At 66.4% G+C, this 25,620-nt stretch carries 21 protein-coding genes; 12 read left to right on the top strand and 9 right to left on the bottom strand.

The window, feature by feature from the left end; genetic code table 11:
* Positions 1-25: 25 nt before the first annotated feature.
* On the top strand, positions 26-1,231 hold the full coding sequence (locus tag AC5RW2_RS30520) for an alpha-hydroxy acid oxidase (RefSeq protein WP_494074836.1): 1,206 nt from the start codon (positions 26-28) through the stop codon (positions 1,229-1,231).
* 21 nt (positions 1,232-1,252) lie between these two features.
* On the opposite strand, the gene AC5RW2_RS30515 is transcribed toward AC5RW2_RS30520, so the two are convergent.
* Together AC5RW2_RS30515 and AC5RW2_RS30510 are read right to left on the bottom strand one after the other, a co-directional pair.
* On the bottom strand, positions 1,253-2,611 hold the full coding sequence (locus AC5RW2_RS30515) for a protein kinase domain-containing protein (protein ID WP_494074835.1): 1,359 nt from the start codon (positions 2,609-2,611) through the stop codon (positions 1,253-1,255).
* 209 nt (positions 2,612-2,820) lie between these two features.
* A complete protein-coding gene (locus tag AC5RW2_RS30510; RefSeq protein ID WP_494074874.1) occupies positions 2,821-3,798 on the bottom strand; it encodes a LysR family transcriptional regulator in 978 nt (325 codons plus the stop codon).
* 73 nt (positions 3,799-3,871) lie between these two features.
* On the opposite strand from AC5RW2_RS30510, the gene AC5RW2_RS30505 reads away from it, so the two are divergent.
* Positions 3,872-5,620, top strand: a complete 1,749-nt coding sequence (locus AC5RW2_RS30505) for an L-aspartate oxidase (RefSeq protein WP_494074834.1) — start codon at positions 3,872-3,874, stop codon at positions 5,618-5,620.
* A 93-nt stretch (positions 5,621-5,713) separates the two neighbouring features.
* Here AC5RW2_RS30505 and AC5RW2_RS30500 read toward each other — a convergent pair whose 3' ends face one another.
* The 7 genes from AC5RW2_RS30500 to AC5RW2_RS30470 form a co-directional block, all read right to left on the bottom strand.
* Entirely contained in the window at positions 5,714-6,004 is a 291-nt protein-coding gene (locus tag AC5RW2_RS30500) for a GNAT family N-acetyltransferase (protein ID WP_494074833.1), read from the bottom strand.
* A 71-nt stretch (positions 6,005-6,075) separates the two neighbouring features.
* Positions 6,076-8,637 carry an AMP-binding protein gene (locus AC5RW2_RS30495; protein ID WP_494074832.1) on the bottom strand — a complete coding sequence of 854 codons (2,562 nt, stop codon included), beginning with the start codon at positions 8,635-8,637 and terminating at the stop codon, positions 6,076-6,078.
* Between the two features lie 5 nt (positions 8,638-8,642).
* Positions 8,643-9,791 (bottom strand): ABC transporter ATP-binding protein, encoded by a 1,149-nt coding sequence (locus tag AC5RW2_RS30490; protein WP_494074831.1) that lies wholly within the window; start codon positions 9,789-9,791, stop codon positions 8,643-8,645.
* On the bottom strand, positions 9,788-11,383 hold the full coding sequence (locus tag AC5RW2_RS30485; RefSeq protein WP_494074830.1) for an ABC transporter permease: 1,596 nt from the start codon (positions 11,381-11,383) through the stop codon (positions 9,788-9,790). The genes AC5RW2_RS30490 and AC5RW2_RS30485 overlap by 4 nt, the downstream gene beginning before the upstream one ends.
* An 89-nt stretch (positions 11,384-11,472) precedes the next feature.
* A complete protein-coding gene (locus AC5RW2_RS30480; protein ID WP_494074829.1) occupies positions 11,473-12,501 on the bottom strand; it encodes an extracellular solute-binding protein in 1,029 nt (342 codons plus the stop codon).
* Between the two features lie 354 nt (positions 12,502-12,855).
* Positions 12,856-13,041, bottom strand: coding sequence for a PspC domain-containing protein (locus AC5RW2_RS30475; RefSeq protein ID WP_494001169.1), 186 nt, complete (start codon positions 13,039-13,041; stop codon positions 12,856-12,858).
* A gap of 99 nt (positions 13,042-13,140) precedes the next feature.
* Entirely contained in the window at positions 13,141-13,959 is an 819-nt protein-coding gene (locus AC5RW2_RS30470; protein WP_494074828.1) for a class I SAM-dependent methyltransferase, read from the bottom strand.
* Positions 13,960-14,542: 583 nt separating this feature from the next.
* On the opposite strand from AC5RW2_RS30470, the gene AC5RW2_RS30465 reads away from it, so the two are divergent.
* The 10 genes from AC5RW2_RS30465 (at position 14,543) to AC5RW2_RS30420 (ending at position 25,589) form a co-directional block, all read left to right on the top strand.
* Positions 14,543-15,052 carry a tripartite tricarboxylate transporter TctB family protein gene (locus AC5RW2_RS30465; RefSeq protein WP_494013479.1) on the top strand — a complete coding sequence of 170 codons (510 nt, stop codon included), beginning with the start codon at positions 14,543-14,545 and terminating at the stop codon, positions 15,050-15,052.
* Between the two features lie 16 nt (positions 15,053-15,068).
* Positions 15,069-16,604, top strand: a complete 1,536-nt coding sequence (locus AC5RW2_RS30460) for a tripartite tricarboxylate transporter permease (protein WP_494013478.1) — start codon at positions 15,069-15,071, stop codon at positions 16,602-16,604.
* Positions 16,605-16,657: 53 nt separating this feature from the next.
* Positions 16,658-17,047 carry a universal stress protein gene (locus AC5RW2_RS30455; RefSeq protein WP_494013477.1) on the top strand — a complete coding sequence of 130 codons (390 nt, stop codon included), beginning with the start codon at positions 16,658-16,660 and terminating at the stop codon, positions 17,045-17,047.
* A gap of 120 nt (positions 17,048-17,167) precedes the next feature.
* Positions 17,168-18,094 carry a 5-dehydro-4-deoxyglucarate dehydratase gene (gene kdgD, locus AC5RW2_RS30450; RefSeq protein WP_494074827.1) on the top strand — a complete coding sequence of 309 codons (927 nt, stop codon included), beginning with the start codon at positions 17,168-17,170 and terminating at the stop codon, positions 18,092-18,094.
* 32 nt (positions 18,095-18,126) lie between these two features.
* Positions 18,127-19,728 (top strand): aldehyde dehydrogenase (NADP(+)), encoded by a 1,602-nt coding sequence (locus tag AC5RW2_RS30445; RefSeq protein ID WP_494074826.1) that lies wholly within the window; start codon positions 18,127-18,129, stop codon positions 19,726-19,728.
* Positions 19,729-19,731: 3 nt separating this feature from the next.
* The gene (locus AC5RW2_RS30440) at positions 19,732-21,060 is read left to right on the top strand and encodes an enolase C-terminal domain-like protein (protein WP_494074825.1); all 1,329 of its coding nucleotides are present in this window, start codon (positions 19,732-19,734) and stop codon (positions 21,058-21,060) included.
* A gap of 336 nt (positions 21,061-21,396) precedes the next feature.
* Positions 21,397-22,392: a Bug family tripartite tricarboxylate transporter substrate binding protein gene (locus AC5RW2_RS30435; protein ID WP_494074824.1), complete on the top strand. Its 996-nt coding sequence runs from the start codon at positions 21,397-21,399 to the stop codon at positions 22,390-22,392.
* A 44-nt stretch (positions 22,393-22,436) separates the two neighbouring features.
* A complete protein-coding gene (locus tag AC5RW2_RS30430; protein WP_494074823.1) occupies positions 22,437-23,528 on the top strand; it encodes an Ldh family oxidoreductase in 1,092 nt (363 codons plus the stop codon).
* Positions 23,525-24,736: an L-2-hydroxyglutarate oxidase gene (gene lhgO, locus AC5RW2_RS30425; RefSeq protein WP_494013471.1), complete on the top strand. Its 1,212-nt coding sequence runs from the start codon at positions 23,525-23,527 to the stop codon at positions 24,734-24,736. Before AC5RW2_RS30430 ends, lhgO begins: the two co-directional genes overlap by 4 nt.
* A gap of 115 nt (positions 24,737-24,851) precedes the next feature.
* Positions 24,852-25,589 (top strand): ribonuclease activity regulator RraA, encoded by a 738-nt coding sequence (locus AC5RW2_RS30420; RefSeq protein ID WP_494013470.1) that lies wholly within the window; start codon positions 24,852-24,854, stop codon positions 25,587-25,589.
* Positions 25,590-25,620 lie beyond the last annotated feature (31 nt).

Below are 25,620 nucleotides of genomic sequence, written 5' to 3'. Positions count from 1 at the left end.
TTTCCACAACCTTGGAGGTAGCACCATGAAGCGCAGATTCCCCCGTGTGAGCGAACTTCGCCCACTGCTGAAGTTCGACCTGCCGACCCTGGATCGCCGGACTGCGCGGCTCGCGCACGCCGCGGATGTGTGGGATCTTCGCGCGATCGCACAGCGCCGCACGCCCACGGCCGCGTTCGACTACGTGGACGGCGCGGCCCAGCGGGAGCTCACGGCGAGACGCACGCGCGAGGCGTTCGAGGCCGTCGAGCTTCTCCCCCGCATCCTGCACGGCACCGCGAACGTGGACCTCTCGACCTCGATCGCGGGCAGGACTTCATCGCTGCCGTTCGGGATTGCGCCGACCGGCTTTACCCGGCTCATGCACGCCGAAGGCGAGGACGGGGGCGCGGCTGCTGCCGCTGGGGCGGGCATCCCGTTCTCGCTGTCCACCATGGGCACGCGCTCGATCGAGGAGGTTGCCGCCACCGCCCCCGAATGCCGGCGCTGGTTCCAGTTGTACCTGTGGAAGGACCGGCAGAAATCGCTGGACCTCCTGCGCCGCGCGGAGGCCTCGGGCTTCGACACGCTGCTCGTCACCGTGGACACACCGGTCGCCGGGCAGCGTCTCCGGGACGCCCGAAACGGCATGACAATGCCGCCCAGACTCACGCTCAAGACCGTGCTCGATGCCTCTTACCGGCCCGAGTGGTGGTTCAACTTCCTCACCACCGACCCGCTCACGTTCGCGTCGCTGTCCGGGACCAGCCAGGACCTGCCCACGCTGATCAACTCGATGTTCGATCCGTCGCTCTCGATCGAGGACCTTGAATGGATCCGGTCGGAGTGGGGCGGGAAGCTGTTCGTCAAGGGCGTGCTGACGGCCGAGGACACGCGCCGTGCGCTCGACGCCGGAGCAGACGGACTCATCGTCTCAAACCACGGGGGGCGGCAACTCGACCGCGCGCCGGTCTCGCTCCGCGCGCTGCCCGAAGTGCGGGCCGAAGCCGGGGAAGGGGTGGAGATCATCCTCGATTCCGGCATCATGTCCGGGGCGGACATCGTCGCTGCGCTGTGCGCGGGCGCCGACTTCACCCTCATCGGGCGCGCCTACTTGTACGGGCTCATGGCCGGCGGGCGCGAGGGCGTCGAGCGGGTGATCACCCTGCTCGCGAAAGAGATCGAGGTGACAATGCAGCTCATCGGCGCAGCGACTATCGCGGACCTGAAACCACACCTGCTGCGCACCTAACCGGGCCTCGCCACGGAGTGCTCAGACCGCCACAGCGGCAGGGGGCGACTGGTACCGGCGGCTTTCCAAGCGCAGCTCCAAGTCGTCCATGACCAGGGCGGCCAAGTCCTCCAACGTCTGAGTATCTTCGTCGCTGAAGTCGCGCGCTTCGAAGTCCAGTACGCAGAGGGTGCCCAGGTTGAATCCGTCCCGGGTTCTCAGCGGGACGCCGGCATAAAACTTCAACCCGAAGTCGCTGGCCACCAGCGGGTTGGCAAACGCCCGGGGATCCGCGGGCGCATTATTGATGACCCAGGGTCCGTGCTGCAGGATGGCCGAGGCGCAGAGTCCGGGTTCCCGGTCGATCTGCTCGACGTCCAGGCCGTGGTGTGACTTGAACCAGATGCGATCGTGGTCCACCACGCTGACAATGGCAATCGGGGCGGCGAGAAGGCGGGAGGCCAGTGCGGTGATGCGGTCGTACGCTCCGTCCGGCGGGGTGTTCAGGATCTCGTAGCGTCGAACCGCTTCCATACGTTGAGCTTCGTCTACGGGGATTATGGATGCGTCCACCCTGCGCCGGCCCCGGAGTGCGAGCCCCAAATCAGCCAATGCCAGTGCCACCTCCCGCCCCGTGGGCCGTTCCCCTGGTTCACGTGCCATCATGGCGGTCAGCAACCCTGCCCACTCCGGCCCGAATCCGGCGGGGACGTCCGGATCACGCAGCAAACGGGCAACAGCCGACTCCAGCGGCGGGCCGGGAAAGGCAGCCTGGCCGGTAAGGCATTCGAGCAGAACCAGGCCCAGCGAATAAATGTCGCTGGGCGGGCCTATCGGTTCGCCCCTCGCTTGCTCCGGGCTGAGGTAGGCAGCCGTCCCGTAGACCCCCGGAACATGGGCATCATCGGAAACCACCATGGCGACTCCGAAATCGGCGAGCTTGGCGCGCAGGCGCGAGCCGTCGTCGTCGTAATTAAAGAGCATGATGTTGCCCGGTTTTACGTCGCGGTGGACGACCGAGGTGTTGTGGATGTAGGCCAGTCCCTCGGCCAATTCGCGGCCGATTTGGGCAACGTGGCGGGGCGGGAGGGCACCTTCGGCCAGCCGCACCCTCAGGTCGGCGCCTTCAATCAGTTCCATCACCAGATAAATTTGCGGATGTCCGGCTTCGATCTTGTCGATGCCTGCGTCCAGCAGGGTCACCAGATTCGGGTGGTTTAGCCGGGCCAAAAGCTTGATCTCCGCGTTGTCGCGGTGGAATTCTTCCTCGTTCATCGTGGGCCGCTGAATGACCTTGACGGCTACCTCCCGCCCCAAAACCTCATCTCTAGCCCGGTAAACCTTGGCGTTCGCTCCGGTACCTGCCAACTCCTTGAGCAGGTAGCGCCCGTCGAGCAGCATTCCGGATCGATCTAAATGAGGCGCCAACGTCTCCTGCTTCCCGGCTGCCTGTTTAACAGCACACTTAGTATCCTACGGTGCGGCGGCGGCCCGCCGTGGTAGCGCTGGGGCTTTCTGCCCGTGTTCGACCGGCGTACGGAGCTTTGCCCGCTCCACCGGGCAGCAGAAGGAGTCCGTTGAGCGAGTCCGCTTTGCTGCCTGATAGGAGCTCATCGGCGAAGCGGCGTCACGGTCACGAGTCGCGCGAGGTCGGTGCCTGGGGCGGCGAGTCGCTCCACGGTTTCAAAGACGAACTGTTGCATGGCCGCTGCTGCGGCCGAGGGCGGTACGTCGGTCCGCCGGGCCAAGTTGACGGTTCGGGTCAGCTGGGGGCTCACCAGGCGGGTGCTGTCCAGCGAGGGGCGGTCGATGACCACCATGGCCGGAACCACGGCCACTCCCAGCCCCCGTTCCACGAATCGGAGCACTGCGTCCATCTCCGCACCCTCGACGGCGATCGTCGGGGTAAGTCCTGCGGCGGAAAAGGCCGCGTCGGTGGCCACGCGCAGGTCGTAGCTGCGGTTGAACGCGACTTGGGGGATCTCCGCCAGCTCCGCCAGGGTGAGCTCGGCCCGGGTCGGGCGTCCGCCCGGTTGCTCCTGCTCGTGTCCTGGCATCGGTGAGCCCGCGGCTGAGATCACCACCAGTTCCTCGGAAAGCAGGGGAATCAGCTCGGTGCCGGGTACGGATGGTTCGGCACCGCGGGTGACCATCAGGGCAAGGTCCAGTGCGTTCTCGTTCAGAGCTTCCACCAGGGAGCGCGAACCGCCCTCCGTGATGTGCAGGTCCACTCCGGGGTGCGCGGCCCGGAACGCCGCCAGCACGTCGGCAACCAGTGAGACGCACAGGGTCGGCGGGGCGCCGAGCCGGACGTGGCCGCGGCGAAGCCCGGCCAGTTCGTCCATCTGCTCGCGGGCGAACCGCGCGTCACCCAGCATCCGCCGCGCGATGGGCAACAGCACGTCGCCTGCGTCGGTCAGTGTCACCCCGGCCGGTCCGCGGCGGAACAGCTTGGTGCCCAGGTCGGCCTCCAACGCGGCGATTTGCCGGCTCAGGGACGGTTGGGCGAGGAAGAGCTCCTCGGCGGCACGGGTGAAGTGGCCGTTCCGGGCCACGGCCTCAAAGGAAAACAACTGCTCGAGCTTCATCATAGCCTTTTTGCATCAGGTTCAGTCGGATAATGCATTGGACTCATCATACCCGCGTTCCTAGCATGGAGATATGACCCCAAAGCACGCCGCTGAGCGACTGTTGTCCACCTCTGTCCTCGTCATTGGTACCGGTGGTGCCGGGCTGCGCGCCTCCATCGAACTGGCACAGCGCGGGGTCCAGGTGCTGGCGGTGGGCAAGCGGCGCAAGCACGACGCCCACACCACGCTGGCGGCCGGCGGCATCAACGCCGCGCTGGCCACCATGGATCCCGAGGACAGCTGGCAGCAGCACGCCGCCGACACCTTGCGCGAGTCCTATTTCCTGGCCGATCCGGCCATCGTGGAGACCGTGGCGCGCAATGCCGCCGGCGGCATCGAGGATCTGGAAAGGTGGGGGATGCCCTTCGCGCGGGAGGAAGACGGGCGGATTTCCCAGCGCTTCTTCGGCGCCCATAAGTACCGCCGTACTGCTTACGCCGGCGACTACACCGGCCTGGAGATCCAGCGCACCCTGATGCGCCGCGCGGCCGAACTGGACGTGCAGATCATCGACAGCATCTACATCACCCGCCTGCTGGTGGCCGACGGCACTGTCTTCGGCGCTTACGGGTTCGACGTCGTGGACGGCACGCCCGTACAGATCAACGCCGATGCGGTGATCCTGGCCGCCGGTGGGCACACCCGCATCTGGCGCCACACCTCCTCCCGGCGGGACGAGAACACCGGCGACTCCTTCCGCCTGGCGGCCTTGGCCGGAGCCCGGATCCGTGACGCCGAGCTGGTCCAGTTCCACCCCTCCGGACTGCTGGAGCCCGACGACGCTGCCGGCACACTCGTCTCCGAGGCAGCACGCGGCGAAGGCGGCATCCTCATCAACGCGCTCGGCGAGCGCTACATGGAGCGCTACGATCCCGAACGCATGGAGCTGTCCACCCGCGACCGGGTGGCCCTGGCCGGGTATACCGAGATCGCCTCGGGCCGGGGGACAGAGAAGGGCGGCGTCTATCTGGACGTGTCCCATCTGCCCCGGGAGGTCATCCTGCAGAAGCTGCCGCGGGTCTACCGCACCTTGATCGACCTGCAGATGGTGGACATCACGACCACGAAGATGGAGATCGCCCCGACCGCGCACTACTCCATGGGCGGGGTCTGGGTGGCCCCGGAGGACCACGGCACCGGCGTGGACGGGCTGTACGCGATCGGCGAGGCGTCCTCGGGCCTGCACGGGGCGAACCGTTTGGGCGGGAACTCGCTGATCGAGTTGCTCGTCTACGGGCGCATCACGGGCGAGCACGCCGCAGAGTACGCGGCCTCCCGCACCAATGTCCGCCGGGACCCCTCCGCCGTCGAGTCGGCCCGCGCCGAGATGCAGGCCCTGCTCAGTGAGCGCGGGACGGAGTCAGCCCGGCGGCTGCAGCGCGAAGTGCGCAACCTGATGACCGAGCACGCCGGCGTCGTGCGCACCGGGCAGGGGCTGCAGGACGGCCTGCACCGGCTTGCCGCCCTCGAAGAACGCGCGCGGCACGTCACCGCGCACCCGGACATCGCCGGGTTCGACGACCTGGCGCACGCCTACGACCTGCTGGGCTCGCTCCTCGCGGCCCGGGCCACTCTCGAATGCGCCCTTGAGCGGCGTGAGACGCGGGGCTGCCACAACCGGGCGGACTTTCCCGAGATGGATCCGTCGCTGCAGGGCAACTTCGTCTGGTCGCCGACCGAGGGAGTCAGCTTCGAGGCCCTGCCCCCTGCCCCAGACTCCTTCCGGTCCCTGGCCGAGGCCGACGTCGACGACTCGGTAGCGGGCAAGCTCGTCGAGTAGCGCTGACCTGCCAGCAAGCCGGCGGTCTCTGTCCTCACTGAAGCTGCTTCGATTTGGGCATCGCGCCCTCCCCCGCCCGCTGAAACTCGCTCGTCAGGTGTAGAGGTGCATGGCGTCGGCAGCGGCTCCGACGTCCGCAAAGCCGCGTGACTCGTAGAGTCTGCGCCCGGGTGGGTCTGCGGTGAGGCTGACGTAGGCACCGCGCGGCGCGCGCGTGCGGATGTCTTCGAGCAAGCTATCGAGCACGGCGCCGCCGACGCCGCGCTGTTGATGTTCCGGCAGGGTAGCCATGTCGGCGATGACGAAGTACCAGCCGCCGTCTCCTACGACGCGGCCATTCCCACGGGCTCCCCGCCCGGACCAATGACATGCCTGAACGACCATGAACCCGCGCGGTCCCGGCCTGTGCAGCGGCCCGAAGCCCTACACCTGAGCCTTGGGGATTATTACCGGTGTCAGCTGGTCAGAACCTGCCCGGCCTGGCGCCTGCGCCGCTCCGCCCGGTGACGGTAAAGGCTCAGCAGGCGGGTGACCAGCGCCCAGTAGGCGACGCCGGAGGCCAGTGAGGCGACGACGGCCACCGCGGGGTGGATGGGGACCAAGGGCGGGAAGACCAACCAATGGGTGAGATAGATGTACAGCGACGCGCTGGCCAGCAGGACGGTCAGCCGCTGCAGGCCGCGGGGTACGGGCAGGGTGCGCAGCCAGATGAGCACCAGTATTCCGGCCAGCAGTGTCGCTTCCCGGGGCGGATCGTTAAAGAAGCCCGGAACGCTGAGCAGCACGAGGGCGGTGGCCAGGCAGCGCTGCGGAATTGTCCGCGCCTGCGCGATGGTCCACCCGAGGGCGAACAACCACAGGGCCGGGCCGGTGTTCGGCACATCGAGGTCAATGATTTCAAATCGGCCTGCCAGGCCGGCCGCGGTGAGTCCGAGCGGGAAGCCAAAGGGGAACCGCCTTTGCAGGCGGGAAACGGCGGGTATGGCCAGCAGCGCCGTCATGCAGACCAGGAGGTAGGTCAGCACCTCCACGAACCAGAAGTGCCATTCGGTCGTCACCTCTTGCGGTCCGATGAGGGCATTCAGCAGGAAGATGTTGGCGATGCTGTAATCGTCGGTCAAGACATAGGCCAGCGCGATGAAGGCGACGCTGGGCACGACAATCCGGGCCAGGCTGGCAAGCTGGCGGCGCAGCCGTTTGGCTGGCTGGCCCTGCACTTGGAAACGCGCGAAATTGTACCCGGCGGCCGCCAGCAGCACGTGGGCGGTTCCCTCCCAGTGGAACAGTCCGATGTGTGTGCTGATGATGAAGATGATCGCTACCGCCCGCAGCACGATGCTTGACTCCATCGGCGCGAACAGTTTCCTTCGCCGTCTGGCCGGAGGCGTCGTCCGTTCAAGCTCGCTGACCGGGCGGAGATGCCAGTCATCCGGCAGTGAGCCAAGCGCATCTTCCAGCCGGACCGAGGCAGCGACGTAGGACAGTGAGTCGCCGCCCAGCGAGGCGAACGTGTCGGTGTCCTGGACGGCGGGAACCTCCAGCAGCTCCGCATAGATGGCCCGCACGTCGCGCGGCCCTTCGGCCCGTGTTCGGGTTTGTTCCTGCGGCGCCGGGGCGGGATGGGCGAGGGCCAGCACGGCTTGATAATCGGGTTTTCCGCTGCTGAGCCGCGGCAGGTGCTCCACCGCATGCACGGTCAGGGATCCACGGGGAATACCCATGTCCACCGCCAGGGACTTCTTGAGCAGTCCGGCGTCGTGGTCACCCTCGACGGCGACCACGAGGTGTTCATCCTTGCCGGCGGCGACGGCCCGCACGCCCAGGTCCGTCAGGATCTGCTCCACCCTGCCCAGATCGATGCGCAGGCCCGAGATCTTGATGAACCGGCTGCGCCGCCCCACCACCTCATACAGTCCGTCCGGATGCCTGCGGGCGAGGTCTCCGGTGCGGAGTTCACTGACCGTGCGGCCGGTGGCCAGGTCTCCTGGCTTCTCGGCGTAGCCCAGCATGACGTTGGGACCGGTGTAAACGAGTTCGCCGTCGTCGAGACCATCGATCGGGTCAATCCGGAAACTGCCACCGGGCACGGGAACACCGATGCGGGACGGGTTTTGGGCCGTCAGGCCAGGCGGCAGGTAAGCCATCCGTGCCGTGGCCTCGGTCTGGCCGTACATAACGAACAGTTCCCAGCCCCGGTCCCGGCCGAGCACGGCGTAGCGCCGGACAAGCTCGGGCGCCAGCCGTCCGCCGGCCTGCGTCACGTAGCGAAGGTGCGGCAGGTCCATGTCGGCGAATCCCACGCGTTCCAGGAGATCGAAGGTGTATGGCACCGCGGCAAAGGCGGTGGCCTCCGTGCTGCGGAACAGGTCCCAAAAGCAGGGGTCGACCACGGAAAGGTCGGTCAGCACCAGCGAGGCCCCCGTGAGCAGGTGGCTGTTTATCACCGACAACCCGTAGCAGTACGACATCGGGAGGGTGGTGACAGCCCGGTCCTGAGGCCGAAGGCGCAGGTATTCGGCAATCGCCCCGGCATTCGCCTGCAGGTTTCGTTGCGAAAGCCGCACGAGTTTCGGGGAACCAGTGGAACCGGACGTGCTCAGCATCAGGGCGAGGTCCGGGTGAAGTTCGTGTCGGGTGGCCGGGCGCACTTCCCGTATTGTTGGCTCCCCGTTTCCGGCGGCGTCTCCCATGACCACGTCCGGATCGAAGGCGTCGATGATGGACCGCAAGGCCGAGGGTTTGTCTGCCGGCACCAGAATCAGTGGGTGGCCCGCGGACAGCGCCGCCAGGTAGGCCACCAGGGAATCGAGGTTGTTGCTTGCGGTCAGCACAGCCAACCGGCGAACGGGGCCAAGCCTGTCGACGACGGCTTCCACCCGTTCTGCCAACTGGCGGTAGCTGATCGTCCCGTCATTGGTGAGGACGGCTGGGCTGTCGGCGAAGCGGGCGAGCTCCGCGGCGAAGCCAACAGCCAGTGTCGCCCTTTCCAAGGGCAGGGACGGTAGTGAAATGGACAACGGAATTACCTCATTGGTGTGGCTATGGGGGACGGTATCGGCGTCGCGGAGCCGACAGCGGATGCGGGCGGCTCCGTGACGGCACGGTCGCCGACCAGCAGGGTCGGGTGTGTGCCGGCTGCGACCGCCACGCTGACGGCAGTGCCGGGGGCATAGCGCACCTGGTGCGGCTGCCAGGACCGCACGGTACGGCCGGAGGCCAGGCGGATATGGTGCAGCAGGAAAGCGCCCCTGTATTCCAGGGACACCACCCTGGCTTGGGCTGCAGGGTCCGGCGACAGCGACACTTCATGCGGCCGGAGCACCACGTCCACGTCCGCGTCACAGTTCGCCCAGCCCGGCACCGTGGAGACGACCCCGATTTCGCAGGTCAGCAACGCGTTGTGGACATGTGCGGGGAGAAAATCGGCGTCCCCCATGAAGGAGGCCACAAAACGGGTGGACGGCCGTTCGAAGACCTTCTCAGGTGTATCGACCTGCTCCATGACGCCATCGCGCATCACTGCCACGCGGTCACCGACCGACAGCGCTTCGGTCTGGTCGTGGGTTATCAGCAGGCCTGTGGTACCAGTTTCCCGGAGGACTGCGACAACGTCTGCGCGAACCCGACCCCGCAGCGTTTCGTCCAGACTGGAGAAGGGTTCGTCCAGCAGGACGACGGCGGGGCGCGGGGCCAAGGCGCGCGCCAGAGCGACCCGCTGCTGCTCACCGCCGGACAACTCGTGCGGGTAGCGGGAGGCCAGGTGCCCGAGCCGTACGAGCTCGAGCACCTCGGCGACGCGCTTTTCCCGTTCCCGGGCGGCCATCCGGTTCAACCCAAAGGCCACGTTTTTCCGGACGGTCAGGTTCGGGAACAGGGCGTGGTCCTGGAACACCAGTCCCACCCGGCGGTGTTCCGGCTGCTGGAACCGCCGCCGGTCCGCGGCGGTCTCGCCGGCGATGGTGATGCTTCCCGTGTCTGGCCGCTCCAGTCCGGCAATGAGCCGGAGCATGGTTGATTTCCCGCATCCGGACGGGCCGATGACAGTGACCAGCTCGCCCGCGGCAACCTGCAGTTCCAGGGCAGTCGCAGCGGCCACCTTGCCGTAGCGCTTGCCCACACCGTCCAGTTCCAGTGCAGGGGGCAGGGAAGGGGGGCCAGGAAAGGACGTCACGGTGCCATCGCCTCGCTCCGGAGCCCGGGCGTCCGCCTAAACAGGAAATACACCGGGATCACGGCCACCGCAATGATGCCCAGTGCCGGCAGCGCCGCCTTCTCCCAAAAATTCTCGCGGGCCAACTCGTAGACCCAAACGGACACCGTCGTGAACCCAAAGGGCCGCAGCAGGAGCACGATCGGCAGTTCCTTGACAGCGTCGATGGCCACCAGAACCAACGCGACGGCGGCCCCCCGGCGGGCCAGCGGCATGTGGACGTGCATCAGCAGCCTTCGCGGCGTGGCACCAAGGCTCAGCGCGGAGGAAGTCAATGATGGCGGGATTTTGGCAAAGCTCGCGTCAACCGCCTGGTAGGCGGGCGCGAGGAAGCGCACCACATAGGCGAAGAGGATCCCGGCCACGGACCCGGTGACCAGCAGGCCGGTGCCGCCGGGAACACCTGCCGTTTCGAGCAATTCATCGAACCGGGCGAACGCGATCAAAACGCCGATACCGATCACGGCGCCCGGAACTGCATACCCGAAGGTCGTCACTTGCGCGGCAGACGTGACCAGCGCGCCACCACCCAAGCGCAGGCTGTGCCCGATGAGCAGCGCCAGCGCGGCGCACAGCAGTGCGACGATCGTGGCAACCGCGATGCTGTTGGCCAAATACTCCGCAAACCGCGGATCCAGCAACATCCCCGCACCGCGGAAGAACTCCCCGGCTGCCCAGCCGGCCAGCTGCGCCACGGGCAGGACGAACCCGGCTCCGAGCACGGCCAGACCCGCAAATGCGGCTGCCCACCCCCTCCAGCCGGTCAGCTGCCGGGACGGTATTCCAGTGCCGCGACCATTTTTCTGGTGAAAACGCGACCGCCCCCGGAACAGGCGTTCCCCCGAAAGCACCGCTACCGCGAACAGCAGTACCAGCACCGAAAGCTGCGTGGCGGCGTGGAAGTCAAAGCTGCCTTTCCACACCAGGTAAACGCCCACGGAGACCGTCTGCACGTTGAAATACTGAACGGTGGCGAAGTCAGTCAGTGTTTCCATCATGACTAGGGCCAGGGCCGCGGCCAGCGACGGTCTGGCCATAGGTGCGACAACCCTCCACAGCGCCCGGGTCCGGCTGGCCCCCAAGGTGCGGGCGGCGTCATAGGTAGCTGTGCCCTGTTCGGCCAAGGCCGCCCGCGCAAGGAGATAGACGTAGGGGTAGAGCGTCAAGGACATCACGAAGACCGCGGCGGGCAGGGACCGGACCTCCGGCAGCCACGCCCCCTGCCCCAACACCGAACGCAGCACGGCCTGCACCGGACCGCCCACGTCGAAGGTGGAAAGAAACACGAAACCCAGGATGTAGGCCGGCATCGCCAGCGGCAGCACCAGCGCCCACACCAGCATTCTCCGAAAGGGAAAACTGTAGGCGGTGACCAGCCACGCCAGCCCGCCACCAATTAAGAGGGTGCCGGCGCCGACACCGCCCATCAGCGCAACGGTGGAGAAGACCATCGCACCGAGGTCGCGTGGCACGGTTCCATGCCCCAGACTCCCCAGCCCATCCACCATGACCGCGACGACCGGGGTGGCCACCAGCACCGCAACGGCCAACACGGCCGCTGACCACAACGGACGGCCGCTCCCGGTCAGCCGGCGCCTGCGCCCTCCGGGGACCGCAGCCGGCGCCAGGACCCGCGGCTGAGTCACTTGTAGCCGGCCTCGGCCAGGACCTCGGTAGCCTCCGCGTTGAGATCTCCATAGGCCTTCGCGTTCAGCGGCATACGGCTAAACTCACCGAACCCGGAAATCACCGGCTCCGGCTTGACCGACGGGTTGACCGGGAACTCGTGGTTCGCGTCCACAAAGGCGTTCTGCCCGGTCGTGGCCAGCCATTCGATGAGCCGTTGCGCGTCCGCCGCGTTGTCGGAGTTTGCGACCACGCCGGCGCCGGAGATGTTTACGTGGGTGCCGGCGCCCTCCTGGCTGGCCCAGAACAGTTCGACGGAGAAGTCGGGGTTTTCCTCCAGGGTCCGGGCGAGGTAGTAATGGTTGTTGATGCCCACGTCGCAGGCCCCGGCGTCGATAGCTTCCAGCAGCAGCACGTCGTTGCTCATGATGTCCACTTCGTTGGCCACCCAACCCTTCACGATCTCCAGGGCCTTCTCCCGCCCGTGCAGGTCGATCAGGCTGGCCACCAGGGACTGGGTGTAGGGAGACGTCGCATCCCGCATGCACAGCCGGCCCTTCCATTGCGGATCTGCCAGGCCTGCGTAGCTGTCCTGTGCATCAAAGTCGCCGGGATCAACATTGTCGGGGTTGAAGGTCAAGGTCCTGGCCCGCATCGCCAGACCGAACCATTGTCCCTCGGGGTCGCGCAGGTCTTCCGGGACCGCCTTCTCCAGCTCGTCCGAACGGATCGGCGCAAGCACGTCTTGGCGGGCAGCGTTCCAAAGATTGCCGGCGTCCACAGTCATAAAAACATCAGCGGGAGTATCGCTGCCCTCCGCCTTCAGCCGCTCCAGCAGCTCCGCGTCGTCACCGGTAATGAATTCCACCGAGATACCGGTTTCATCGGTGAAGTCAGCGAAAGCGCCCTCCAGGTCATAGTGCCGCGCCGAATAGATCTGCAGATCGGCAGGAGGCTTACCGATACCCATGACGCCGCAGCCGGAAAGTGCCAACGCGGACACCGTCGACGCGACGCAAAGAGCATAAAGCTTGGGTCGATGCATGAAGAGGTACTCCTGAGGAAAGCGGCAACCACCGCGCAACATAAGGTAGGCAAGGCTAACCTTGCCTCCGACATTCTGTACTAACGGGCAATGATAGGCAACATATGTGTTACGTAATCCCGTTGCATGTCCTCACTGCCTGACCGCACGCGTCTCGGACGGCCAAATCCAGGAAAACCGGAGAGCTGGTCCAAAAACCCGCCGGTACGTTCCGAGTCCTTGCGGACCTCGACGGCGGCGCCATCCGAGAGCGCGATCATCACGAGAGCGAGCGCGACCACGTGGTGCATTTCCGGGTGACCCAGGCACCGGGGACCTCCGACCGCGGGAGTGCCGGGGTCAGGGGCGCGAAGACTACACCTGAGCCTTGGGGATCATGATCCACAGCGCGATGTACACCAGTTCCCCGATACCGACCAGTCCGAAGATCACGAACCCGAGACGCACCAGCACTTTCGGCAGGCCGAAACGGGCCGCCAGGGCGGCGCAGACACCGGCGATCAGCTTGCCGTTCCGGGGACGAACCAATGCAGCAGCCATGGCCTCAGTCTAGTAACCCGGACCGGTTTCCGAACAGCATCGGCGGCGGAAACGGACCCTCAGGCCCCGATCTGCTTCCCGACCGCTAGCCCGGCACGGTCACTTCTTGCGGGCCGTGAACAACAGATACTCCCATTCCATCCGGCCGCCGCCGAGATCGTGCCGGCTGGCCAGTTCTTCGAGTTCCTCATCGAGGGCTTGGACCCGGTCGGGTTGGTCCGCGATGTAGCGGTAGGTGTTGATCGTGGGACCGTAGGCGGCCTTGAAGAAGTCGCGGAACTCCCCGGCGGTGGCGAACCTTTCGACCGTCAGCTTTTCGCGCCGGGCGACGACGTCGGTGGCCCGGCCCCCGAGCAGGTCCTGCACGTGCTGCTGGTTGCCCCACAGCGGCGGTGGTTGCGCGCCCGGAGGCGGCGGGGGCGCGTAAGGCCTCATGGTCGCAAACATCTGGCCAATGAAGCCTTCCGGAGTCCAGTTGGCGAGGGCTATCGTGCCGCCGGGGCGCAGCACGCGGACGAGTTCGTCGGCACTCGCCTGATGGTTGGGAGCGAACATGATCCCCACACAGGAGATCGCGGCATCGAAAGTACCATCGCCGAACGGAAGGTTCTCGGCGTCGGCCTCCTGCCAGTCCACGGAAACCCCTGCCTCCTCGGCCAACCGGCGCCCCTTCTCAAACAGCTCGGGAGTGAGGTCCGCCGCGGTAACCTGTGCCCCCGCCTGCGCGGCGGGGATGGCCGCGTTGCCGGAACCGGCGGCAATGTCCAAAACACGGTCGCCCTTCCCGATGCCGCTGGCCACGACGAGTGCCGTGCCCAGCGCCGGGATCACCTCGGTGGCGACGGCGGGATAGTCGCCGAGGGCCCACATGGCCCGGTGCTTTGCCTTGATCCCCGAATCGTCGGGTTGATTGCTCATGACCGTTGCCTCCTGCGATTGAGGCCCCTGGTTCGGGGGTTCTTCAAGGATGGGGCCGGGTTCGAATAATTTCCAGTAGAACGCGGGCGAGCGGGGCGTCCCCTCCAAGCGGCAACGCGGTCGGGCCGGGTACCCGTGGTCGCTCCCGACCACGAGGCAGCCCGGCGCGCTCCCAGTTCTTGGGGAGCTTTGCATCAGATGTAGGGAGTGCTCCTTGGCGCCCGCATGAAATTTTCAGCCAATGCTTGCATAGCAACCCTTCAGTGTTGGTATATTGGCATGACGGTATACCAAGTGGTTGGCATCATGCTCTGCTGCTGCCTGCCGAACGTTTGAGCCGGCTCACCATGCCCAACCGGCAGGCCTGCAACATGCCCTCATGGGTGACTCTGTGTACGCCGCTCTCATCAATGACGATAGGAAAAGCAATGCCTACTTATCCGAGGCACTGGAAGCACGCACTTTCCACCATCGCCTGGCCCGAAACAATCGGCTTGGGCTTTACCGGACTTGATGGCATCCAGGACGGAGCGCAGCTCCAAACAGCCGATCGGGTTGGAATTCATAGCCCTGCGGGTAAGCAATGAGCTCGGCGGCCGGCACCCCGGGCGGGCACACGGAACCTCAGGAGCTCGAGTTCGAGGAGCAGGCTGAGCGCGGAGGGATTACCACCGCCCGTCTTGGTGCTCTCGTCCCGCTGGCCCTAGGGGTGTTCGGTGTCATCGTGTCCGTCACGCTCGGCATCGGATCCTTCAGCGCACCGGGGGCAGGGCTGTGGCCGCTGGTTATCTCCTTGGCCATGGTCGCCGCCTCAGCCGCAGCTTTGCTGAAAGCCCGGCAGGATGACGACGTCGAGGCCTTCGACCGCGGCATCGTCACCGTGGGGTTCAGCGTCGCCAGCCTGGTGATCTATGCCCTGCTGCTGCCGGTTATTGGCTTCGAGATCCCGACCGTGCTGCTGCTGTTCTTCTGGATCAAGGTTTTGGGCAGGGAACGCTGGCGCACCGCGGTCACGGTGGCAGTCGTAGCCACAGCGGTGGTCTACGGGTTGTTCATCCTTATGCTCTCCGTCCCCATCCCGCATCTCTTCTAGGAAGCGACACCACAGAATGGATATTTTCAACGACGCCCTCTCCGGGTTCGACGTGGTGCTGCAGCCGGGCAACCTGCTGTTCTGCCTGATCGGCGTCACCCTCGGGATGCTGATCGGCGTGCTGCCCGGGCTCGGCCCCGCGGCAACCATCGCGATTCTGCTGCCCATCACCTACTCCATGGAGCCAGCCAGTGCCATCATCCTGTTGGCCGGCATCTTCTACGGAGCCCAGTATGGCGGCACAATCACTTCCGTTCTGCTGCGCCTGCCGGGTGAAGCCTCCAGCGTGGTTACCGCCCTGGACGGCTACCAGATGGCCCGCCAGGGACGCGCAGGGGCCGCCTTGGGCATCGCCGCCTTCGGGTCCTTCATCGGCGGCACCATCTCCATCGTGGCGCTGACCTTTCTCGCGCCTCTGGTGGCCTCCTTCGCCCTGGACTTCGGTCCGGCCGAGTACACCCTGCTGGCACTGTTAGGCATCCTGCTGGTGTCCTCACTGGGCAACGGATCGGCCCGGAAGGCGGCCGTCTCCGCGACGGTCGGATTGCTGCTGGCCACGGTGGGGCGGGACCCCGTCACGGCCGTGGGCCGCTTCACCTTCGGCTCTCATAACCTCGCCGACGGCATCGACTTTGTCATCGTAGCCATGGGCCTCTTCGGCGTCGGCGAGATCCTGTACAACATGGCCGGGCCTCCTTCGGCGACCGCCGGCACCCCGAACTTTAAGCGTGCGTTGCCCTCCCGCAGGGACTTGCGGCAGTCCGCGGGCGCTATCTCGCGTGGCTCGATCTCCGGCTTCATCCTGGGGATCCTGCCCGGCGGCGGTGCCACCGTAGCCTCGCTGGTTTCCTACGCCACGGAAAAAAAGCTTGCCCGAAATCCCGAGCGCTTCGGCAAGGGCGCGATCGAGGGCGTCGCGGGCCCCGAGACCGCCAACAACGCCGCTGCCACGAGCTCCTTCATCCCGCTGCTGACTTTGGGTATCCCCGCAAACGGCACCATGGCCATCATGTTCGGTGCCCTGCTGCTGCAGGGCATTCCGCCCGGGCCGCAGCTAATCAACGAGCATCCGGACGTCTTTTGGGGCGTAGTGAACTCGATGTACATCGGCAACGTCTTCCTGCTGCTGCTCTCCGTTCCGCTGATCGGCATCTTCGTGAAGCTGCTCAAGGTCAAGGCCACCATCCTGAACCCGATCACTGTGTTGATCACGATGATCGGGGTCTACACGGTACGCAACAGCGTCTTCGACATGTTCCTGGTCCTTGTCTTTGGCGTGATCGGCTTCCTCATGAAGAAGACCGGCTATCCGCCCGGGCCCCTGGTGCTCGCCTTCGTGTTGGGCGGGCTGCTGGAAACTTCCTTCCGGCAGTCGATGCGGCTCGCGGATGGCAGCATGGCGATCTTCGTCGGCAGCCCGATCTCCATCTCCCTGGCCGTCGGCGTCGTACTGGCGATCTTCGCGGCACCGGCGATGACGTGGGTGCTGCGGCGTCAGCAAGCGAAGACAAACAGCGCCCTGCACACCCGCGAAAAAGCCCGCCAAGACTAGGCGCAACGGCAACTGACGGCAATCCAGACGAATAGGGAACGGAATCAACAAACATGAGCATCCTCCTCGGCTACATCCCCAACGACCGCGGACACGCGGCCTTTGAGAAGTCGCTCGCCCTCGCCGCCGAACTCGGCCGCGAACTCGTGATCATGAACGCCACCGACCGTCACTCCCGCGTGGACCCCAAGCTGGCCGATGAGTCCGAACTACAGGCCCTCGTGGAGAAGGCGGCGGCGGTCGGCGTGCGGGCGCGGGCCGAGAGGCTCACCGAAACGGACGCCGCCGACGCCTTGATCGAAGCCTCCGGGACAGAGAACGTTGAGCTCCTGGTAATCGGCATCCGGCGCCGTTCCCAGGTGGGCAAGGTTCTGATGGGCAGCGATGCCCAGCGCATCCTCCTGGAAGCAGCCTGCCCTGTTCTTGCTGTCAAGGCCCGGTAGCGCCGCTCCCGTCCCAAAAAACACCTGCGAAGGCTTCGGGCGCCTGTCTGCCCTTGCTGAAATCGACAACGTACAACGACTGCTCGCCTCCCGGGCGACTTGAAACGAAGGATCCTCATCATGGCAACCCACACCCCCCAAGAACTGGCCGACCGCCTCAAGAACGGCCTGCTCTCCTTCCCCGTCACAGCCTTCGACGCCGACCTGCTCTTTGACGAGACCCGGTACCGAGAACATCTCGCCTGGCAGGCGTCGGCGGGAGCGGCCGGGCTGTTCGCCGCCGGCGGCACCGGCGAGGGATTTTCCCTGAGCCCGGAGGAGATCAACGCAGTGGTCCGAGCAGCCGTAGCGGAGGTCGGGAATATAGTCCCCGTATTGGCCCCCGCCACCGGCCCCACCAACCAGGCCGTACGCAACGCGCAGGACGCCGAGGCCGCGGGAGCCGAGGGCCTGCTGGTGCTTCCGCCCTATCTCACCGAAGCCGACCAGCGGGGCCTGGAAGCCCACGTCGACGCGGTCTGTTCGGCCACGTCCCTCGGGGTGATCATCTACAACCGCGCAAACGCAATCTACTCCGCCGAGACTGTGATGAGACTGGCCGAAAAGCATTCCAACTTCATCGGGTTCAAGGACGGACTCGGCAACATCGAGCATCTCACGAAGGTGGTCGCGGCCAACGGTGACCGGTTGTTCTACCTGGGCGGGCTGCCGACGGCGGAGACCTTTGCCCTGCCGCTGCTGCAGCTGGGCATGAGCACCTACTCCTCGGCGATGTACAACTTCGTGCCGGAGTTCGCCCTGGATTTCTACCGCGACGTCCGCAACCAAGACCGCGATGCCGTGACCGAGAAGCTCAACCGCTTCGTGCTCCCCTACCTGGACATCCGCGACCGGGTCAAGGGATACGGTGTTTCCATCGTCAAGGGCGGCCTGAAGGCCGTCGGCCGCGACGCAGGTGGCGTTCGTCCGCCGCTGCAGGACCTGACCGATCAAGACCTCGCGGATCTCAAGGCCCTGATTGACGCCCACGTCTTGCAGTCCGCGTGAGGGCCCCTATCAGGAGAAAGGAGTTTACCCTCATGGACACCCAGACCATTTCACTGACCGGACAGTCGATCATTGCCGGCGAAGCCGTGACCGGTACCGGCGGCACGGTCAACGGTTTTGATCCTGCCACCAACGAAGTCCTCGAACCGGCCTACAGCCTGATCGACGCGGCCCAGCTGGCGACGGCCACTGCCGCGGCGGAGGAAGCTTTCGCCTCCTTCAGCACGCTGGAGCCGGAAACGCATGCCGCCTTCCTGGAGAAGATCGCCGAGAACATCGAAGCCGTCGGTGAAGAGCTGGTCGAACGCGCGATGGCCGAAACCGGTCTCCCCGCCGCCCGGCTGAACGGGGAACGCGGCCGCACCACCGGCCAGCTGCGCCTGTTCGCCGCGGTAATCCGCCAGGGCGACCACCGCGGTGTGCGCATCGATCCGGCCCAGCCGGACCGCCGGCCGATGCCCCGGGCCGACATCCGCCAGCGCAAGGTCCCGCTGGGCCCGGTCGCCGTGTTCGGTGCCAGCAACTTCCCGCTGGCCTTTTCCACCGCCGGCGGCGACACCGCCTCCGCGCTGGCCGCGGGCTGCCCGGTGGTGTTCAAGGCCCACAACGCCCACCCGGGCACCAGCGAAATCGTCGGCCACGCCATCGCCGACGCGGTGGCCGAGGCCGGCCTGCATCCGGGCGTGTTCTCCCTGGTCTACGGCCCCGGCGCCAGCATCGGGCAGGCCCTGGTCGCCGATCCGGCGATCAAGGCCGTCGGGTTCACCGGGTCCCGCTCCGGCGGCACCGCCCTGGTGGCCACCGCCGCGGCACGGCCGGAACCGATCCCGGTCTATGCGGAGATGAGCTCGATTAACCCGGTGTTCTTCTTCGACGGCGCGCTCCAGGGCGACCTGGACGCGCTGGCCGCGGCCTACGTCGGCTCTGTCACCGGTTCCAGCGGGCAGCTGTGCACCGCTCCCGGGCTTGCCTTCGTGCCCGCCGGGGAGGCCGGGGACGCGTTCGCGGCGGCCGTGAACCGCGCCCTGGCTCCGGCCGCCGGCCAGACCATGCTGACCCGCGGCATCGCCGACTCCTGGATCGCCGGCGTCGACTCCCTCGGCAAGCAGGACGGGGTGGAGCTGGTGGCCCGCGGCCAGGACGGCGCCACGCAGAACGCCCCCGCGCCGGCGGTCTTCGGCACCGACGTCCGCACCTTCCTGACCAATGAGGTGCTGCACGAGGAAATCTTCGGCGCGGCCTCGCTGCTGGTCCGCTACACCTCCATTGAGGACCTGCTGGCTGCGGCCAAGCGGCTCGAAGGGCAGCTGACCGCCACGCTGCACATGACCGACGAGGACCACGCCACGGTGGCCCCGCTGCTGCCGGTGCTCGAGCGCAAGGCCGGCCGCATCCTGGCCAACGGCTGGCCGACCGGCGTCGAGGTCGGGCACGCGATGGTCCACGGCGGCCCCTTCCCGGCCACCTCCGACACCCGCACCACCTCGGTGGGCACGCTGGCGATCGAGCGGTTCCTGCGCCCGGTGGCCTACCAGAACATTCCCGATGCCCTGCTGCCGGCACCGGTGCAGCAGGAGAACCCCTGGAAGCTGAACCGCCGGATCGACGGCGCACTGGAACTGGCCGGAGAGTAACGCATGAGCAACCAACCCACCATTGCCGCCGTCGAGGTGGTCCCGGTCGCCGGGCACGACTCGATGCTGCTGAACCTCTCCGGCGCGCACGGGCCGTTCTTCACCCGCAACGTGGTCATCGTGACCGACTCCGACGGCCGCACCGGCCTGGGCGAAGTCCCTGGCGGGGAGAAAATCCGCACCACCATCGAAGACGCCGGCGCCCTGATCACCGGCCGCCCGGTGGCCCGCTTCCGCAGCCTGCTGCGGGAAATCGCCGCGGCCTTCGCCGACCGCGACGCCGGCGGCCGCGGGCTGCAGACCTTCGACCTGCGCACCACCGTCCACGCCGTGACCGCCATCGAATCCGCTTTGCTGGATTTGCACGGCCAGTTCCTCGGTGTTCCCGTGGCCGAACTGCTCGGCGACGGCCAACAGCGCGACGCGGTGCCGATGCTCGGCTACCTCTTCTACGTGGGCAACCCGGACGCCACCGACCTGCCGTACCTGCGCGAACCCCACGGCGCCGACGACTGGGAACGGGTGCGCCGCGAAGAGGCCATGACCCCGCACGCCGTGGTCCGCCTGGCCGAAGCCGCGCAGGCCCGCTACGGCTTCCAGGACTTCAAGCTCAAGGGCGGCGTCCAAGCCGGGGACCTGGAAGTCGACGCGGTGACCGCGCTCAAACAGCGCTTCCCCGACGCCCGCATCACCCTGGATCCGAACGGCGGCTGGCTGCTGCAGGACGCCATCCGGCTGGGCCAGCGCATGCAGGGCGTGGTGGCGTACGCCGAGGACCCCTGCGGCGCCGAAGGCAAGTTCTCCGGCCGCGAAGTGATGGCGGAGTTCCGCCGCGCCACCGGACTGCAGACCGCCACGAACATGATCGCCACCGACTGGCGAGAAATGGCCCACGCGGTGCGCACCAACGCCGTCGACATTCCGCTGGCCGATCCGCACTTCTGGACCATGGCCGGCTCCGTCCGCGTGGCACAACTGTGCCACGAGTTCGGTCTGACTTGGGGCTCGCACTCAAACAACCACTTCGACATCTCACTGGCCATGTTCACCCAGGTCGGCGCCGCCGCCCCGGGCGAAATCACCGCGCTGGACACGCACTGGATCTGGCAGGACGGCCAAGGCCTGACCAAGGAACCGCTGCTGATCCGCGACGGCCAGATCAAAGTCCCGCAAGCCCCCGGCCTCGGGATCGAACTGGACCGCGAACGCCTCGCCGAAGCCAACGCCCTGTACCTGGAACACGGCCTCGGCGCCCGCGACGACGCCGCCGCCATGCAATACCTGGTACCCGGCTGGGAATTCGACCCCAAACGCCCCTGCCTGGTCCGCTAATACCTCCCGCCCGCCCCGCACCCCGCGGGGCGGGCGGTCTTTTCTGATCCTCGCCCGCAGGTGGCTGGGCACGGTCGGAGCCCGGGCCTGGCTGCAGCTGTCTTGGTTACGGGCTTCGTGCTCCGACCTTCGTGACTGCGGAACGGTTCAGCGGTTGACAAAGCCTCCGAGTAAGACGGATCTGCCAAAAGATTTTTCCGCAAAACCATCTCTCCCCATCCGAATTTTGGTATATTGGTGTGACGGTATACCAAGCAAGCGCCTCGGGCAGCGCAAACCGACTGCCCCGAAAATTGACATTCAAGCCACACCTGATCAATGACGATAGGAAACGCAATGACTAATCCCCTGAAGTCCCTGAAGCGGACCGCCCTGCCCGTGACCTTGGGCCTCGTCTCCCTCGTAGCCATTTCTGGATGCGGTGGGGTCCAAGCCTCCGGTGCCGGCGACTTTCCCACCAAAGAGGTCACCCTCGTGGCACCCTTCAGCGCCGGCGGAAGCACCGACCTCACCGCCAGGGCGTTGGCCGAGTCCATGAAGGAGCCACTCGGGAAGAGCGTGGTGGTCGAGAACCTGCCGGGGGCCAACGGCGGCGTGGGCACCGAGAACGCGCTCAACCGGGCTCCTGACGGGTACTCCTCATTGCTTGCATCCCAATCGCTCTACTCCATCACGCCCCTGTTCTTGGAGGACGCCGCGACTACCGGCCTGGATGACATGGAGATCGTGGCCCCGGTGAGCGAAGAGGGTTATGCCTTGGTCGTCAACGCTGACTCGCCGTACAAGGATCTGCCGACCCTGCTGGCCAAGGATTCCATCCGCTATGCCACCTCTGGCGTCGGCAGTGGTGCCCAATTCTCCTCTGCCGGATTGTTCGCCCTTGCGGGCGCCAACGCCGTGGACGTCCCCTTCGACGGCGGCGCCCCTGCCGTGACCTCCGTCCTCGGCAAGCACACCGACGCGGTGACGGCCCAGATCGCGGAGGTGATGCCGCGCATCAAGGACGGCAGCCTGCGCCCGCTGGCAGTGTTCTCCATGGAACGCGAGAAGATGCTGCCGGAGGTGCCCACCGCCAAGGAGCTGGGCTATGACTTCTCCGTGGTGCAGCGCCGCTGGATCGCGGTACCCAAGGACACCCCGGAAGAGGTCGTCGAGACGCTGCGGACCGCCGTTGAGGCAGCCAAGGACTCGGAGTCCTTCCAGGAGTTCACGGCCACGTCCTTCATTGCCGAGTGGGACGTCGAGCCCACAGAGATTCGAAAGATCGTGGACCAGGACACGCGCAAGTACGAACAGCTGACCCAAGAGTTCGGTATCGGTAAGTCTAAGTAAGGGCCGCTGGTGCCGCCGAGAAGGACGAGGGAAGAAGGACTGACATGCACGCTTATCCGGCCGAACGGCTAAGGGAACAAATAAGGGTTCTCTTGCGCCGGTGGGGAATGCCCGAGGAGAACGTCGACACGACTGCCGAAGCGATGGTTGATGCCGACCTGTCCGGCATCGACTCCCACGGAATCTCGATGCTGATGAATTACGACTCGCTGATGCAGCAGCGCAAGATGAACATGCGGGCGCAGACACGGATCGTCACCGAGACACCGGCCGTGGCAGTGCTCGATGCCGACGCCGGACTCGGCCACCCCGTGGCCGTCCAGGCAGTGGACATGGCCATCACCAAGGCACGCACCCTCGGCATTGGCGCGGTAGGCGTACGCAACTCCCACCACTTCGGCGCCACCGGGTACTACGTGCGCCGGGCCGCGGAACAAGGGCTGATCGGCCTGGCCACAACAACCGCCCGGGTCCTCTCCGTCATCCCGACCGGCGGCGCCACGCCCGCGCTGAGCACGAATCCAATCGCTTTCGCCGCACCGACGCGGGACGGGAATCCGTTCGTGCTGGACATGTCGACCAGCACCGTGGCCATGAACAAGGTCAAGGCCTACGCCCTCAAACAGGAAGACATCCCGCCCGGGTGGGTGATCGACGAGGCGGGGCGACCGGTCACCGACTCGGCTGCCGCCTTCGACTACTTGCGTTCCCGCGCCGAGGGCGGACTCGTGCCGCTGGGCGGATCCACCACCCGCAGCGGCGGGCACAAGGGGTACGGGCTGTCGCTGATGGTGCAGATCCTCAGCGCTGCCCTGTCGGCGGCAGCCCTGCCCGGCGGCGGCTCCGAGCACGGAGACAATATTGGACACTTCTTCCTGGTGATCGACCCGGAGACCTTCAATCCCGGCGGCGGCACCGCCGGCTATACCTCCGACCTGATCGACATGATGCATGCCACGCAACCCCTGAACCCCGATGTGCCGGTACTCGTGCCCGGAGAGCCCGAAGCCGCCGCCCGGAAAACCCGGCAGCGCGAGGGCGTCCCCTTGCCGCAGCTGCTCCTGTCTGCCATTCGTGAAGTGTGCGATCGCAACAACGTGCCGTTCCTCCTCCAGCCCGAGGAGGCGGCGGCATGAGCGACTACACCTACTGCGTGATCGGCGGGGGCATTGTCGGCTTGGCGACGGCCCACCAGCTGCTGTCCCGCAATCCCGACGCCTCGTTGCTGCTCTTGGAGGCCGAGGAGATTTTGGCCAAGCACCAGACGGGCCACAACAGCGGCGTCATCCACTCCGGCATCTACTACGAACCCGGCAGCCTCAAGGCCCGTTTCAGCAAGGCCGGGGCGCAGCAGACAAAAGAATTTTGCCGCGAGCACGGGATCCCCTTCGACGAGTGCGGCAAGCTCCTGGTCGCCACCAACGAACTTGAAGCGTCGCGTCTGGAAGCCTTGGAAACACGCGCCGCCGTTCATGGTTTGGAGGCCCACCGCCTGAACCGGCAGGAGCTGCAGGAACGCGAACCCAATGTCGCCGGGACCGGGGCGCTCCTCATTCCAAGCACCGGCATCGTCGACTACACGCAGGTCGCAGGCAAACTCGCCGAGCTCATTACTGCCGCCGGTGGGGTCGTGCGCACGGGCACCCGGGTGCTCGGCATCGCAGAGACCCGGGAGAACGTCCAGATCCAAACGGCCGCCGGGAGCACCACGTGCGACCAGCTCGTGGTTTGCGCCGGGCTGCAGGCCGACCGAATGGCCGAGATGGCCGGCCTGCGGCCCGACGTCCAGATCGTCCCTTTCCGGGGCGAGTACTTCCGGCTCCCTGACTCGAAGTCCAACTACGTACAGCACCTCATTTACCCGGTACCGGATCCCGAGCTGCCCTTCCTGGGTGTCCATCTCAGCCCCACTATCGGAGGGGAAATCACGGTCGGCCCCAGCGCCGTACTCGGCCTGGCACGGGAGGGCTACCCCAAGTTCTCCTTCAACCTCCGCGACACGGCCCGCATGTTGGCGTTCCCCGGCCTCTGGCACGTCGCCCGCGCCAACGTCGCCACCGGGGCCCGGGAGGTATTGAACTCCTTGTTCAAGGCCAGCTATCTGAGGGAGTGCCGCAAGTACGCCCCCGCCCTGACCAAAGCGGACCTGCTCCCCTATGAAGCAGGCATCCGGGCTCAGGCGGTGCGCCGGGACGGGACCCTTCTGCATGACTTCCTGCTCTCCGAAACACCCCGCATGGTGCACGTGCTGAACGCGCCTTCACCGGCAGCCACGGCTGCGCTGCCGATTGGGGAGCATCTCGCTGCCCGGGTGGCCGAACACACCGCTCAACAAACTATGTAGGCCACGGAGCCATGCCGCCGTGCTACGCCAAACCTGATTTATTCGACGACCACCATAATGCCCGATGACTTATCCGGCTCCCGCCCCTGCCGGACGAGAAAGATAGGAAAAACCCATGACGACCGACACTGCATCCGCCACAGGGACCGGCCTTAGCGAGGAGGCCCGCGCGGCGCTGACCGTGGTCAGCACCGCGACACTGACCACGCAGTTGATGGATCGCGGCCTCAGGAACACCTTCCTGGAAGGGTTGGGTGCGCTGAACCCGAATCGCCACCGAATGGTTGGCGAAGCGTTCACCATGCGTTGCATCCCCGCACGCGAGGATCTCGACGTCCTGTCGGTTTTCCAGGACTATGACCATCCCCAGCGCAAGGCCGTCGAGTCGGTGAGCCCGGGAAGCGTCCTGGTCATCGACGCGCGCGGCCAGAAACGCGCCGCTTCGCTGGGCCACATCCTCGCCACACGCCTGCTCCGCCGCGGCGCGGCCGGTATCGTTACCGACGGCAGTGTGCGTGACGCAGCGGGGTTCGAGGCACTCGACCTGCCCACCTTCGCTGCCGGCAGCTCCCCCACCACCAACCTTGCCCAGCACCACGTTGTGGATATGCAGCTGCCCGTCAGTTGTGCCGAGGTGGCGGTCTACCCCGGAGACATTATGGTCGGAGACCGGGACGGGGTGATCTGTATTCCCCGCCACCTGGTTGAAGAGGTCGCCCGCGACGCAGTGGAGCAGGAGCATCTGGAAGAATTCATCCTTGAGCAGATCGAGAGCGGACGACCGCTGCGGGGTACCTACCCCCCGGACGCTCAAATGCGTGAGGCGTACCGGCAGTCCCGTGGGCGACGCTGACACGCGGCCGCCCTGCAACGCGAAAGGAACC

Source organism: Arthrobacter sp. B0316-1-20 (assembly GCF_059091865.1).
The sequence above is the reverse complement of the archived record's forward strand: the minus strand, read 5'-3'. Positions and strand labels throughout refer to the sequence as shown.

Bases quoted from the DNA above. Each gene is read 5' to 3' on its own strand.
- AC5RW2_RS30520 (WP_494074836.1), top strand. From the start codon at position 26: ATGAAGCGCAGATTCCCCCGTGTGAGCGAACTTCGCCCACTGCTGAAG.
- AC5RW2_RS30515 (WP_494074835.1), bottom strand. From the start codon at position 2,611: ATGCTGCTCGACGGGCGCTACCTGCTCAAGGAGTTGGCAGGTACCGGA.
- AC5RW2_RS30510 (WP_494074874.1), bottom strand. From the start codon at position 3,798: ATGAAGCTCGAGCAGTTGTTTTCCTTTGAGGCCGTGGCCCGGAACGGC.
- AC5RW2_RS30505 (WP_494074834.1), top strand. From the start codon at position 3,872: ATGACCCCAAAGCACGCCGCTGAGCGACTGTTGTCCACCTCTGTCCTC.
- AC5RW2_RS30500 (WP_494074833.1), bottom strand. From the start codon at position 6,004: ATGGTCGTTCAGGCATGTCATTGGTCCGGGCGGGGAGCCCGTGGGAAT.
- AC5RW2_RS30480 (WP_494074829.1), bottom strand. From the start codon at position 12,501: ATGCATCGACCCAAGCTTTATGCTCTTTGCGTCGCGTCGACGGTGTCC.
- AC5RW2_RS30475 (WP_494001169.1), bottom strand. From the start codon at position 13,041: ATGGCTGCTGCATTGGTTCGTCCCCGGAACGGCAAGCTGATCGCCGGT.
- AC5RW2_RS30470 (WP_494074828.1), bottom strand. From the start codon at position 13,959: ATGAGCAATCAACCCGACGATTCGGGGATCAAGGCAAAGCACCGGGCC.
- AC5RW2_RS30465 (WP_494013479.1), top strand. From the start codon at position 14,543: ATGAGCTCGGCGGCCGGCACCCCGGGCGGGCACACGGAACCTCAGGAG.
- AC5RW2_RS30460 (WP_494013478.1), top strand. From the start codon at position 15,069: ATGGATATTTTCAACGACGCCCTCTCCGGGTTCGACGTGGTGCTGCAG.
- AC5RW2_RS30455 (WP_494013477.1), top strand. From the start codon at position 16,658: ATGAGCATCCTCCTCGGCTACATCCCCAACGACCGCGGACACGCGGCC.
- kdgD (WP_494074827.1), top strand. From the start codon at position 17,168: ATGGCAACCCACACCCCCCAAGAACTGGCCGACCGCCTCAAGAACGGC.
- AC5RW2_RS30445 (WP_494074826.1), top strand. From the start codon at position 18,127: ATGGACACCCAGACCATTTCACTGACCGGACAGTCGATCATTGCCGGC.
- AC5RW2_RS30440 (WP_494074825.1), top strand. From the start codon at position 19,732: ATGAGCAACCAACCCACCATTGCCGCCGTCGAGGTGGTCCCGGTCGCC.
- AC5RW2_RS30435 (WP_494074824.1), top strand. From the start codon at position 21,397: ATGACTAATCCCCTGAAGTCCCTGAAGCGGACCGCCCTGCCCGTGACC.
- AC5RW2_RS30430 (WP_494074823.1), top strand. From the start codon at position 22,437: ATGCACGCTTATCCGGCCGAACGGCTAAGGGAACAAATAAGGGTTCTC.
- lhgO (WP_494013471.1), top strand. From the start codon at position 23,525: ATGAGCGACTACACCTACTGCGTGATCGGCGGGGGCATTGTCGGCTTG.
- AC5RW2_RS30420 (WP_494013470.1), top strand. From the start codon at position 24,852: ATGACGACCGACACTGCATCCGCCACAGGGACCGGCCTTAGCGAGGAG.